This is a genomic window from Gammaproteobacteria bacterium (assembly GCA_019748175.1).
Lineage (GTDB): Bacteria > Pseudomonadota > Gammaproteobacteria > JAIEPX01 > JAIEPX01 > JAIEPX01.
In genome coordinates, this window is the sequence record JAIEPX010000004.1 from 26,357 (window position 1) to 39,161 (window position 12,805).

Genomic DNA, 12,805 nt, shown 5'->3' on the forward strand with positions numbered 1-12,805 from the left:
TCAGGCCATCGCAACCATTTCAAAATCGATTTTGCTCGCACCACAATCGGGACATAGCCAATCGTCAGGAACATCTTCCCAACGAGTTCCTGGCGCAATACCATCTGTGGGCCAACCCACTTCTTCGTCGTAAATATATCCACACAATAAGCACATATATCGATTCATACTTTCGCTTCCTGAGTTTGGAAAATAGTGTTTTTGTTTAAGGCGAGCCATTGCAAAGCAATAATCGTCGCAGCATTGTTAATGAGGCCTGTGTTAATCGCATCTATCGCTTGCTGTGCAGGCATGGTGATCACTTTAATATCTTCATGTTCTTCTGCTAAGCCATGAATTCCGCCTGCTAGCGAAGCATCTACTCTACCACAATAAAGTGTGAGATTTTCACAGCTTCCCCCAGGACTTACCCAATATTGATAGAGCTTCACAAGCTCGAGGAATTCAATACCCGCTTCTTCTTGCGCCTCTCTGTGGATCATTGCTTCAACGGATTCATCCGGCTCTGTAATGCCGGCAACCAACTCAATCAACCACGGATTTTGCTGCGCCATCGCCCCTACTCGAAATTGCTGAATGAGCACAACTTCATCGCGAACCGGATCGTAAGGCAACACCGCCCCCACAGGACGTCGTGAAAATAATTCCCGTTGCATTGTTTCGCTCCAGCCGCCGGCAAATAATTTATGCTTGAGGCTCAGGCGTTTTATCTTAAAAAAACCGTCAAAAACGTTTTCTTCCTTAAGAAGCTCTACATCGTTTACTGTAAAAGAAGTGATCTCGTTCATCTAGTTTCCATAAGAAAGGATTATGTCTGCCATTATCTCGGTAATTATGTCATGGGGTCAAGCCTTTATCCTCCTCTATCTGAGTTCATATATGAGCCCAGGTATAATTACTGCCCTCCCTCTCCTTCCAATTACGCGATATATCGAGGTACAATAGGCGGCTTGATAATCCAATGAACGAGGCAAAATGCATGAACCCCGATCAAGCTAGAATTAACATGATCAGCCAACAATTACGCACCTGGAACGTCTTCGATGAACGCACGCTAGATTTATGCACACAAGTGCACCGCGAGTTGTTTGTTACCGAAGAATACAAAAATTTGGCTTTTGCTGACACTGAAATTCCTGTGGGCCACGGGCAGCTGATGATGCCCCCCAAAGAAGAAGGTCACGTACTTCAGGCTTGCAACGTTCGGCCAAACGAAAAAGTCTTACAAATAGGCGCAATCGGTGGATACTTAGCCGCATTATTTGCCAAACAAGCATCACACGTTTTTCTTGTTGAAACGTATCAAGAATTACTGACAGCCGCTCAAAAAAATATTGCGCAATTGGGTTTAACCAACATTTCCTATATTCAAGGAGATATTAATTCAGGTTGGCAAGGGGATGGCCCATTTGATGTGATAGTTTTAACAGGATCAGTACCAACGATACCTGGCGAAATAAAAAATGCATTAAATGTTAATGGACGTTTGTATTCGGTTGTAGGTGAAGCACCTGCAATGCAAGCAACAGTATTTCATCATGAGAAAGGTGGGGTTTGGCAAGAAACGCATTTATTTGAAACCGTTCGGCCTCGCTTGCCACATGTTAAAGAATCAACTCGATTTATTTTTTAGAGCATCGCTCTAAATAGACAAGGAAGAGAAAAATGCGTAAAGATTTTTATAGAAGTCTGCTACTGTGTGGCGTAATGATGCTGCCGCTATCTTGTTTTGCAGCAGATTTATCAGAAGTATTTGAAGATGCATACTCGAACGATCCGACTTTCAAAGCAGCGCAGGCCGAATTTCAAGCGATAAGACAAAACATTCCCTTAAATATATCGAATTTTTTACCTCATATTGCTTTATCGAGTAGCGCTACTCGTAGTCGTCAAGACAGTGACTTTGGAAATGCGGCTGCAGCGACGGCGGCAGGGTTTTCTCAGCAGCCTTTTTACGATAATAATACAAACTTTACATTATCAGCTACGCAAAGTATTTTTAATTATGGTAATTGGGCAAGTCTGAGCACTGCACGAGCACAAGTTAAACAAGCGGCTGCCAACTTATCTGCGGCTGCGCAAGAATTAATGATACGCACTTCAACCGCTTATTTTTCAGTATTAACGGCAAGCCAAGATTTACATTTTACACAAGCCGAAAAAAACGCGATCAAACACGAACTAGATCAAAATAAAGATCGCTATCAAGTTGGGCTTATTCCGATCACTGCGGTTTATGAAGCCCAAGCGCGATTCGATGCTGTGGTTGCACGTGAAATTGCATCAAAATATCAATACTCAAATCGTATTGAAGAATTACGTCAAATTACAGGAAAATATTATCGTATTCTTTGCGGCATCGAAGAAAATATTCCTTTGATATCACCTGATCCATCGAACATCGAACAATGGGTGACCACTGCAGAAAAGCAAAATTATACGTTTCTCGCAGCGCGATATGGCTCTGAAGCTGCGAAAGAAAATATTAAGTTTCAATTCGCAGGCCACTTTCCTGTCGTTAATGCATCCAGTAATTTCACCGAAACATTTGATAATCACTATAATGGCGATGGCTCGTTAAGAACAAAAGTAGCGAATGTTTCAGTCTCTGGAACACTGCCAGTTTCCTCAGGAGGAGCAGTGCTAGCATCAACAGATCAAGCTCGTTGTCAATATCAACAAGCGCTTTCACTAGAAGAGGCAACCCATCGAAGCGTAGTGGCACAAACGCGTAACGCTTATTTAGGCGTGATTTCCGAAATCAGCCAAGTTCGAGCCGATAAACAAGCCATCATTTCATCTCAAAGTGCGTACGATGCAACGCTAGCAGCTTATGATGTGGGAACTCGAACCATGGTCGATGTGCTCAATGCGCAATCCAATTTATTCAATATTCAACGTCTCACTGTCACAGAACAATATAATTATTTATTACAAACTCTATTATTGAAAAAAACCGCCGGCACATTATCGCCTCAAGATATTATTACACTCAATCGTTTGATGCGTAAACGCACAGAAATAATTACTGAAAAAGATATTATTCACACCGAAATCCCAAGACATAATATTCCGACTCAACTTGATATTCATGCCTCTCAATATGAAGCGGAAAAGATTATTCCTTTTTCAGCAGCCACCACAAAACATCATTCAAAAAAGACAACCAAGAAAAAGAAAAAATCACACTCTTAATGTATTCAATATACACAATTGATGAAAATGATACTGATGTCAAGTAGCGCTTATTATGGCTTGGCTCGTTTTTTCTATCTCACTAGAAGTCAAGTTGATACCCGTGGAGAGATTGCCAAAATAATTTTAGCAATCTAAACAATTATTGCGGCCTACAATTAAATTACTTTATCGATAAATTTAGACTTAACTCCATTTCCTCAATTTCTTTTTTATAAGCCTCAATTCTTTTATTACCCTCGTCTATACTTTCTTGAGACGGCGTGATAACAGACTTTGGAAACGAAGGAATAAAACTAACGAAAGGGACTGAAGTCCATTTATGAAAATTTTCAAACGACGATTTTTTCATGTGCATTTTCGACAAAATATATTTACCTCTAACATCTTTTCCTTCTTTTAAAATACCGTCAAATTCATGTTGCTTTAATTTTCGATTTTCCATTGAAACTACACTTGACCAGATTCGATCATCACTTGAAATTCTAAGCCATGTTTTACACACTAAGCTAATACTGCTTAGGTCTTTCATTGATAGATACTTGAAAATCTCTATCATTATATCTCTTAGCAAGAACTGCCCTGGATCTAATCTAGCTTTATCGAAATCATTTTCAGATTCAGGAATACCAGATATAGCATCATTATCGTTTACTAAAATAAGTGATTCTTTCATATAACTCTCCATACAACTAAAGATGAAAAGCATTCAGTCTAATTGATAGAATAAGATTTCAAATAGGTAGTAACACTCATGTTACGCAGACCTTCAGTGATAAATGACAGAGCATAGCTCTCGCGCATTCGGCGATTTATCTGATCTATTATTATGCAATCATTTTTGGACAGACTACTTTATTAAGGTGATTGCAATTGTATTATGACACCATCTATTGGATCATTTTTTAATTCATAATCAATATCAAGTAAAAAAATTACCACACAAAACATTAACTTATTTTACTTGCTGAATTAATCTCTCCAGCTCACTAATTAAATAAAATGGTATTGATAAAATGTTATCGTGAATATTTAGGGGTTTCTCTGAAACTCTAACACCTAAGGGATATTTTTTTTCATCCAAGAAAATATGTAACGACTTTAGTCGCCCTGTTGATCCTGATTTAACTTCAATGGGAACGATTTGTGAGCCAAAATTGACCAAGAAATCCACTTCTGCGTTGCTGCTTTTCTGTTCACGACTCCAATAAAATACCTGAGCTTTTTCATAGCAGTCTTGGTATGCCATCAATTCTTGCCCCACAAATTGTTCAGCGATTGATCCTCTATTTAGCAACAAAATGTCATTTTTAAAAAGAAGCTCTATTTCTAATCGGGTTAATCTATTTACCAAACCAACATCTAAGAAAATTAATTTGAATTTTCTTTCATTAATGTAGGTATTAAGGGGCAACCCAGAAGCTAAGCTTGAGTAACAGGGGAAAATAATTCCAGCGTGATTTAATTTTTCTATAGCTGACTTAATGTCTCTAGAACGTGATTCAGGATCTATTGTGCTGTATTTAATCTGTTGCCCTACTAATCCCGGAGTTTTTTCAAAAACTTTTTCAAGATAGACATGCTTAGTTTTGCTCGCATATTTTGCAAAATCATCACGGTATGTATCTAAAATGAGTGTCTGATAACGCTGGCAAGTTAAAAGGTCCTTATTTTTAACATAACTATCTACCACCATCGGCATTCCACCAATAATCATATACTCTCTAATTAATCGCATAAGATCATTATGAATAACCTCAGCAATCGTGCTTTTCACTGTAGTATTTCTAATAAATTCGATATAACGCTGATTTCCAGTTGCCTGTAAAAACTCCAAAAACGAGAGAGGCTTAAGATAGATATACTGCACTCTTCCAACTGGCATTGAAATCGATTCACTATTGATAGCAAATTCAAGTAACGAACCCGCCCCAATAACATGTAAATCAGGCATCTCCTCTTTGAAATACCTTAACGCCATAATCGCATTTGGACACTCCTGAATTTCATCGAGAAATAATAGCGTTTCGCCTAATTGCACGTCTTGTTGCTTCATTAGACTTATTGAGCTTATTATCGTCTTTGGATCGAGTGTATCAAAGCATGCTTTAAATCGAGACTCTTTTTCAAAATTGATCTCAACAAGCCCCTTGAACTGCTCACGAGCGAAATCCCTGACTACATAGGTTTTACCTACTTGTCGGGCTCCTCGCAACAATAAGGGGAAATGTGGATTAGACTTCTTCCACTGTTTCAATTCCGTCATAAGAGATCTTTTCATAAGCACCACATTGGCTATTTAATGGTGTTATTATAGCCAATGTTTGGCCAAAATACAAGGCTATTTCAGCCAATGTTTGGCTAAAAAACAAGGTTATTGTAGCCAATGATGGCTATAATCTGGGGCAATCCCCAATGAACTCATTATCTAGGATAGCATGGATATTCTTGAGAGAGCGTTCTATGTGATCTCATGCGCAGGATTGGCAACATGAGCGGGGTGTTGCTGAGTGAGGAGTAGAGAAATCTCTCGCACTGTTTTTTCAAGCGCGCCGGTATTTTCTATGACTATTTGATCAGCCGCTTGAATCAAGGCTTGTCGATGAGCAGGATTTTCTAATAATTTAAGCACTTTTTGAGCCAATGACTTTGAATCTTCAACTTTCTCACACGCTTTTGCCTGATAAAATTGCTCAGCGATCGCTGTAAAATTATGCATGTGAGGACCAAATAAAATGGCGGATTTTGCGGAAGCGGCTTCAATAATATTATGACCACCAATGGGAACCAAACTTCCACCAACATAGGCCACATCAGCAGCTCTGTAAAATTTCGGCAACATACCCATCGCATCGACAAGAAAAATTTGAGTTGTTGAGGAAGGGAAATTATTTTCGGTTAAGCGTTCTGTAGAAAAGTTTGAGGCCTTACACAATTCTGCCACTCTATCAAAACGCTCTGGATGTCTGGGAACTAAGAGCAAAAGCGCATTAGGATGCTGAGCAAGAATTATTCGATGCGCTTCTAATACTTGTTCTTCCTCACCAGGATGAGTGCTCGCTGCAATCCACACGGGACGATTACCAAGCTCCCCACGCCATTCTAATCCTGCTTCCCATAAATCCGGTCGAGGCACCATATCAAATTTTAGATTTCCAACAACTTTTACTTGTTCAGGTGTCGCACCTAATTTTTCAAATCGCTGTCCATCGGATTGAGATTGTGCTGCGATCACATTAATGCGCTTCATCATCGAACGTGTGATCATCAACATCTTACGATATCCCCTGAAGGATTTTTCCGATAAGCGAGCATTCGCTACGATGACAGGTACATGATATCGCACACAACTTTTAATCAAATTAGGCCACAATTCTGTTTCCATAATAATTGCTATGCTAGGTTGGTTGTGTTCAAAAAATCGTTTGACTGCGCCAGGATAATCATAAGGAACATGCTGGTGAACGACTTGCCCTGCAAATCGTTGCTCCACTCTGGCAGCACCTGTGGCCGTCATGGTGGTCACCAAAAGGGGTCTGTCTGGATATTGCTTCAGTAAAGCGACAATCAGAGGTTCGGCAGCAACGGCCTCTCCGTACGAAACTGCATGCAGCCAAAGCGTATTGGGACCGATCTTTTCTGTGCTATAATAACCTAATCGCTCAAGGACTCTTTGACGATAGCCAGGCGAATGGCGGCCTCGCCACCAAAGCCTGATGAGGATAAAGGGTAGCGCAATGTAAAATAGCAGGGTATAAAGCGTTCTCATCTTCACATCATACCAGGGAGGTAAAGAAAATGAATGATTTTTTTGCATTTAGGCGCATGTTAGCCCCATGGCTAATTCGAGTGGGATTCATCATTGGTTCGTTTGTCATCATTGGTGTAGGTATTTACGACATTTTTGCAGTGCCTGCGATAGGTATGGGAATAGCAATTATCTTATTTGGACCGCTCGCTCTTCGTCTTCTCTTAGAAATGTTTATCGTATTTTTCACGATGAATGAAACACTCACGGATATTCGTTCGCAAATGAAACAAAAAGAATAATTACGCTGGAATTCTAATTTGCTTAAATGCTTTTTCAGCAGCTTGAATTGTATAATCAATATCTGCATTGGTATGCGCAATCGACATAAAACCAGCCTCAAACGCTGAAGGCGCTAAATATATTCCTGATTGAAGCATCTGATGAAAAAATGCATTATAGGCATTGACGTCACAATTTTTTACATCATTCACATTTAAAATAGTATTATCAGTAAAAAATATTCCGAATAAACCACCAATTTGATTTATCACCACCGGAATTCCTGCAGATCGTGCTGCAGCATTAATTCCCTGAGTAAGTCGCTGACATTTAGTATTTAATTCTGTGTAAAAATCCGGTTGACTGATTATTTTTAAATTCACTAAACCGGCAGTTACCGCAATCGGATTCCCCGATAATGTCCCGGCTTGATATACAGGCCCTAATGGAGAAAGACAAGACATAATATCGGCCCGTCCACCAAATGCACCCACGGGCATACCACCACCAATAATTTTTCCGAATGTAGTGAGATCAGGTTTAACATTAAAATATTCTTGCGCACCTCCTAAAGCAACACGAAAACCAGTAATCACTTCATCAAAGATGAGCAAGCTTCTATGGTCATCACATAATTTGCGCAGTCTAGGCAAAAAATCTGGTTGAGGTAATACGCAATTCATATTCGCAGCGACAGGCTCAACAATAATCGCAGCAATATCTTCGGGATATTCTTCAAACCACGCTTCTACTGAAGCCAAATCATTAAAATTCGCCGTGAGGGTGTGTTTCACAAAGTCATGAGGAACCCCGGCTGAACTGGGTATTCCAAAAGTGAGGCCACCTGAACCCGCATTCACCAAAAGAGAATCGGCATGACCATGATAACAGCCTGCAAATTTGATAATTTTATTTTTTTGGGTAAAACCGCGAGCTAGACGAATCGCTGTCATCGTCGCTTCTGTGCCTGAATTCACCAATCGAACTAATTCTAAAGAAGGTATTAATTTATTGAGGAGCTCAGCCATTTCCACTTCGATCGCAGTCGCAGCCCCATAACTCAAACCATTGGCAATTGCCGCTTGAGTTGCTGCCACCACTTCTGGATGCGCATGGCCGAGAATCATCGGTCCCCAAGACAAAACATAGTCGATATAGCGATTGGCATCTTCATCAATAAGGTAGGCTTTTTCAGCTCGTTTGATAAAGGGGGGCGTACCACCCACACCGTTGAATGACCGAACTGGAGAGTTCACTCCGCCCGGTATAACTTGACTGGCTCGTTCGATTAAGGCGGCTGATAGAGTGTGCTTCATGATATTTCCGATGGTTGTTAGCTGGCTGTATAATACTCTGTTTAAATGCGGATGAGGTCATTATATAGGATAAGACGCTGTCACTCAACGGCTAAACTCAGCGAAATCTCGCGGTTTCATATAAGGCAATTTACTGACAACAAGGGTAAATGGGGATAAAATACTCTGATGATTTCATCAAAAGACGATTAGTGAGGTTCATGTAATGAAGACGAAAAAAACACAATATCCACCTGAGTTCATCGCTTCGGTAATAGCTCACAATAAAAATACCGCACTGTATGAAGCGATAGAAAAAAATGGCGATGATGTGGAAGGTGTGATTGCGGCAGTTAATGCTGGTGCTGATTTAAATTGCATTATTAAAGGTAGGTTACCTCTAGAATGGGCAATTCACTTCGGAAAATTTGAACGGTTTAAAGCGCTAATAGAAATTGAACCACCCGAAGGTAGCAAACCGCTTGATTTAAATGCTTCTGTTATTATCAGTGATAAAAAAGTGGAAATGTCATTTCTGCATTATGCAGCAATCAAAGGCCTGTCTCAATTCGTTAAGTATCTAGTTATTCAGAAAAAAATGGATGCAACTCTTCAAGACAAACATGGTCGTCGTCTCTTACCAATTCATCACGCCGCTGGGAGTGGTAGCTGCGCAACAGTAGATGTCTTAAATAATCAACAACAAGCAATTACAGCGGTTTCTGGTGAAGGTGACTTTTGCATTCATGTTGCTGTAATGCGAGGTAAAAAACAAATGGTTGAACATTTGCTTGTGTCGGGGGCAGAGGTTAACTGTAGAAATTATGAAGGTAGAACACCTCTACATTGTGCAGTATTGTGGCGGCAGCAGGAAATCGTCGCTTTGTTGTTAACAAAAAAAGCCTCAACTCAAGATGTGGATAATCGAGGAAGAAACGCTTACCTTCTTGCTGTAGAGATCGGCGAGATTGATTTGGTTGACAGACTAGTCTTGTCAGGTGATTCATACGCTACCCAAGATTCAAATGGTATGAACGCAATGCACATTGTTGCTGAAAATAACAATGTGGCCATGATGAAATTTTTAGGGAGTAAAAAAGGATTATTTGTCGATGTTAAAGATACTACAGGACGAATCCCAATTCATATTGCAACACAACATGATTCTCTTGAGGTCTTTAATTATCTTATTAGTGACAAACGTAAAAAACTTTTAAATTCACTCGCAAAAAAAGTTGACCCTTCAATATTAGATAAGGCAGTAATTGCTGAATTACAGACAACCCTTTTAAGTTGGCAAGATAACAAAGGGGATACAGTAATTGAATATGCTGTACGTGCGAAAGCTACTAAAATACTTGCTCGTTTAGCTGAGCTTGGCATTAAATTAGATCGGACAAATAATCTCGGGTGCACACTGATGCACGAAGCGGCCGAAGAAGGTGATGCAGAGAAAGTGATTTTGTTATCCCGTTATGGCGTTGGAACTAACAAAAAGAATAACGCGGGCCTGAGACCTGAGCACGTTGCTGCACAACATGGTAAAACTACCGCGCTAGAAGCATTTCAGAAACTGCCAGGCGTTGATTTTAAAGCTAAAGATGACGACGGCATGATGCCAATTCATTGGGCAGCTTTGGGGGGCCATAAAGAAACAATGGAATGGCTATTTAATAATAATGGCGGTAGAGAAGATCTATTCGATAATCATAGGCGAAATTGTTTATTTCATGCGGCTCGCGGTGATCATGCAGAACTCGTTGTGCATTTAGTTAAAGTTAGAAAAATGTCATTAGACACAGCATGCTCTAAAAAAATGACGGTAATGCATCATGCGGTTTTTAAATCAGCAAAAAAAACAATATTAGTATTGAAAGATTTTGGTATGAGCCTTGAAATAAAAAGTAGTGATCAAGGAATGCTACCATTGCACCTAGCATGCAGAAGCGGATTACCAGACATGGTTGATTTTTTAATTCAACAAGGCGTCAAAAAAGATGCGTGCAGTGACACAAATAGAAATGGGTGGTTTTATGCGGCAGGTGGAAGCAACAGCATAGAAATATTCATATGCCTAGAAAGACACAGCGTTCCCTTATATGGCGTTTTGGATAAACATGGTTTAAGCCCCGTTCACGCCGCTGCAATTGGGGGCAACCTCATCGGTCTAAAGTTTTTACTCGATAAGGGATTGAGCCACTCCACTCTCAGCATTAACGGTGAAACACCACTAATGAAAGCAAAAAAAATTCGAGATAAATCTGAAAAAGAACTTCTAGAGAAAAAAAACAGCCCAGAATATCGCGGAGAAAACACTATGAAGCTGCTTGAAGAATGTGAAAAATTAGAAGCAAGAATTGCAGCTTATAAAGAAGTAGAAAATTATTTAACGGCATTAGATCAACAATTAATGGCGATAGAAGAGAGAGAAGAGCCTCAAGAAAAACAAACTGAGGTAGTTACGAAACGAGGGCGAACAGTTGAACCTGATGATGATATAGTAATCAGAGTCATAAAACCTAAGATGGCTGTCGTAGATAAAATAGAACCAATGGAAGAGGCCCCGGAAGCTGATGGTAATCGAGGCCCAAAAATGTAATTTAGATACTAACGCTCTAGAGTAATATCAATGTGCACAACACCCGATTTGTCGGTTTTTTGAATGGACACTTTTTCAATTTTGCAGGCAGTAGTGGATTGCACATCTTCTATCCATCGCATGAAAGCAACAAATTCAACTTGAGCGAAAGAAACTTGAACTCTATTGGTTTCAAGTTGTTTTATATCACCCGCTGCAGCATCTAATCGATTACGCTTTACTGACTGTTCGATAGCGGAAAGCAATGAAACATTAGTGCTTGCTTTATTTTTAGTCTGTTCACGTAGATGGATTAATTGGGGCTTGGCATTTCTCATCCAATCAACAAGCTCACGTGTTTGAGCATTACTCTCAGCGAGCTTATCGTTTTTATCCTGTAGTGGGCTCAGAATAAGAAAATAATAGAGCAACAAACCGCCGATAATTCCACCGATTATCAGCGCAAGGCGATCACGTTCCGATAATTTTTCCATTACTTACCTTTCTTTCATCACTAATGTTGATTGGATAACATTTCCCGATTTAGCTTGATGAGTCTGCTCTGCAAAAATACCTTTTGCTCTTAAATCCGCAGCTACTTTATCTAGCAATTGGAAATCAGTTGCCTCAAGCTTTACTTCAAGCTGTGAATTGTTATAACTAGCACTTTGTATAGTAAGTCCATGCGTATTAATCAAAACAGGTGACGCAACTGCCACTAAACGTATAAAGACGCCTTGTTGTTTTGCTTTTTTCACAGCAGCAAGCGCTGATTCAACTCGTTGCTTTGAACTTTGCGTGGCTGCTTCACCTGGATAAATCTCATGATAAATAGTAGCCAACTCGCTATTTAATCGATGTGCCTGGAAATTTAATATCGTGTATTTAATAAAGCCAAATAGACAAAATACAATTAACCAACCCGCCACCATTGTAAAAAAGATTTTCTGTAGGCGGACTGTACTAGAGGATGTATAATTAGATTGATACTCACCCTGTAATAAATTGAGCACTGAATTTTGGTGTAAATTTTTGTGTAAAAATACAATCCATGGTTCGTTTTGAATTTTAGTAACTACTGTTAATTTTAAATGATCAATCAATTCGCAGTCTAAATTACTTCCTGGTACTGTGAATAAATTAATGGCTTCAATTTGATGATTCTCTTGTTGGTATTGAATTAATAAATCCATGAGATTATTTTTCTCTATCGAAAACCCGGTATTTTGTCCAGTCCTTACCCATGCAAAATCACCTATTTCTGCAATAGACCAAGTATTGGTGGTCCAGGGCATTGCCAACACTTCTGGAGTCATAATGCTGATTTTGGATTTCAAAGAATTCGGAATTAATTGCAACCAAGCACTCATACACTCTTTATTTATCACACCAATTGGCGTAAATCCTGCACCATCAACGCGAAATGTCGCGAAATGACAATTTTTTAAATCCTCGGTGATTTCATCTTCAACAGCATAAGGAATCGCTTTGCGTAATTTAGCATTCGATAATCGAGGCAATTTAGCTTCAGTGAGATAAACATCTATAGTAGGAACAAAAACAATGACCTCACCTTTAAAGTTAGACCATGATTTTTCAGACAGCGATTTTGCAGATGAAGTTGAAGCAGACACTTCTTCACCTTCGATAAACCATCGAAGATCTCCATTGGTACCGAGAATATGTATGATTAAACGACTCATTCTA

Annotated in this window: 12 protein-coding genes; 4 read left to right on the forward strand and 8 right to left on the reverse strand. The window is 39.5% G+C overall.

Going from position 1 to position 12,805, the window contains the following annotated elements; all coding sequences use genetic code 11:
* Complete coding sequence (locus K2X50_02130) at positions 1-168, reverse strand: rubredoxin (protein ID MBX9586032.1); 168 nt, start codon at positions 166-168, stop codon at positions 1-3.
* Entirely contained in the window at positions 165-788 is a 624-nt protein-coding gene (locus K2X50_02135; protein ID MBX9586033.1) for an NUDIX domain-containing protein, read from the reverse strand. The genes K2X50_02130 and K2X50_02135 overlap by 4 nt, the downstream gene beginning before the upstream one ends.
* Positions 789-961: 173 nt before the next feature.
* Between K2X50_02135 and K2X50_02140 the strand changes: the two genes are divergently transcribed.
* Positions 962-1,633, forward strand: coding sequence for a protein-L-isoaspartate O-methyltransferase (locus K2X50_02140; protein ID MBX9586034.1), 672 nt, complete (start codon positions 962-964; stop codon positions 1,631-1,633).
* A 32-nt stretch (positions 1,634-1,665) separates the two neighbouring features.
* Entirely contained in the window at positions 1,666-3,195 is a 1,530-nt protein-coding gene (locus K2X50_02145; protein MBX9586035.1) for a TolC family outer membrane protein, read from the forward strand.
* 163 nt (positions 3,196-3,358) lie between these two features.
* On the opposite strand, the gene K2X50_02150 is transcribed toward K2X50_02145, so the two are convergent.
* The 3 genes from K2X50_02150 to waaA form a co-directional block, all read right to left on the reverse strand.
* Entirely contained in the window at positions 3,359-3,871 is a 513-nt protein-coding gene (locus K2X50_02150) for an F-box protein (protein ID MBX9586036.1), read from the reverse strand.
* A 279-nt stretch (positions 3,872-4,150) separates the two neighbouring features.
* Positions 4,151-5,476, reverse strand: a complete 1,326-nt coding sequence (locus K2X50_02155; GenBank protein ID MBX9586037.1) for an AAA family ATPase — start codon at positions 5,474-5,476, stop codon at positions 4,151-4,153.
* Between the two features lie 180 nt (positions 5,477-5,656).
* Positions 5,657-6,964 carry a lipid IV(A) 3-deoxy-D-manno-octulosonic acid transferase gene (waaA, locus tag K2X50_02160; GenBank protein MBX9586038.1) on the reverse strand — a complete coding sequence of 436 codons (1,308 nt, stop codon included), beginning with the start codon at positions 6,962-6,964 and terminating at the stop codon, positions 5,657-5,659.
* 29 nt (positions 6,965-6,993) lie between these two features.
* On the opposite strand from waaA, the gene K2X50_02165 reads away from it, so the two are divergent.
* Positions 6,994-7,245 (forward strand): hypothetical protein, encoded by a 252-nt coding sequence (locus K2X50_02165; protein MBX9586039.1) that lies wholly within the window; start codon positions 6,994-6,996, stop codon positions 7,243-7,245.
* On the opposite strand, the gene hemL is transcribed toward K2X50_02165, so the two are convergent.
* The gene (gene hemL, locus K2X50_02170) at positions 7,246-8,541 is read right to left on the reverse strand and encodes a glutamate-1-semialdehyde 2,1-aminomutase (GenBank protein ID MBX9586040.1); all 1,296 of its coding nucleotides are present in this window, start codon (positions 8,539-8,541) and stop codon (positions 7,246-7,248) included.
* Positions 8,542-8,746: 205 nt separating this feature from the next.
* On the opposite strand from hemL, the gene K2X50_02175 reads away from it, so the two are divergent.
* Positions 8,747-11,119 (forward strand): ankyrin repeat domain-containing protein, encoded by a 2,373-nt coding sequence (locus K2X50_02175; protein MBX9586041.1) that lies wholly within the window; start codon positions 8,747-8,749, stop codon positions 11,117-11,119.
* Between the two features lie 8 nt (positions 11,120-11,127).
* On the opposite strand, the gene K2X50_02180 is transcribed toward K2X50_02175, so the two are convergent.
* Positions 11,128-11,592 (reverse strand): type II secretion system protein M, encoded by a 465-nt coding sequence (locus K2X50_02180; protein MBX9586042.1) that lies wholly within the window; start codon positions 11,590-11,592, stop codon positions 11,128-11,130.
* Positions 11,593-11,595: 3 nt separating this feature from the next.
* A complete protein-coding gene (locus K2X50_02185) occupies positions 11,596-12,801 on the reverse strand; it encodes a hypothetical protein (protein MBX9586043.1) in 1,206 nt (401 codons plus the stop codon).
* Between the last annotated feature and the right edge of the window lie 4 nt (positions 12,802-12,805).

Coding starts and splice junctions, on each gene's coding strand:
- waaA (MBX9586038.1), bottom strand. CDS start 6,964: ATGAGAACGCTTTATACCCTGCTATTTTACATTGCGCTACCCTTTATC.
- K2X50_02175 (MBX9586041.1), top strand. CDS start 8,747: ATGAAGACGAAAAAAACACAATATCCACCTGAGTTCATCGCTTCGGTA.
- K2X50_02155 (MBX9586037.1), bottom strand. CDS start 5,476: ATGAAAAGATCTCTTATGACGGAATTGAAACAGTGGAAGAAGTCTAAT.
- K2X50_02140 (MBX9586034.1), top strand. CDS start 962: ATGAACGAGGCAAAATGCATGAACCCCGATCAAGCTAGAATTAACATG.
- K2X50_02135 (MBX9586033.1), bottom strand. CDS start 788: ATGAACGAGATCACTTCTTTTACAGTAAACGATGTAGAGCTTCTTAAG.
- hemL (MBX9586040.1), bottom strand. CDS start 8,541: ATGAAGCACACTCTATCAGCCGCCTTAATCGAACGAGCCAGTCAAGTT.
- K2X50_02180 (MBX9586042.1), bottom strand. CDS start 11,592: ATGGAAAAATTATCGGAACGTGATCGCCTTGCGCTGATAATCGGTGGA.
- K2X50_02185 (MBX9586043.1), bottom strand. CDS start 12,801: ATGAGTCGTTTAATCATACATATTCTCGGTACCAATGGAGATCTTCGA.
- K2X50_02150 (MBX9586036.1), bottom strand. CDS start 3,871: ATGAAAGAATCACTTATTTTAGTAAACGATAATGATGCTATATCTGGT.
- K2X50_02145 (MBX9586035.1), top strand. CDS start 1,666: ATGCGTAAAGATTTTTATAGAAGTCTGCTACTGTGTGGCGTAATGATG.
- K2X50_02165 (MBX9586039.1), top strand. CDS start 6,994: ATGAATGATTTTTTTGCATTTAGGCGCATGTTAGCCCCATGGCTAATT.
- K2X50_02130 (MBX9586032.1), bottom strand. CDS start 168: ATGAATCGATATATGTGCTTATTGTGTGGATATATTTACGACGAAGAA.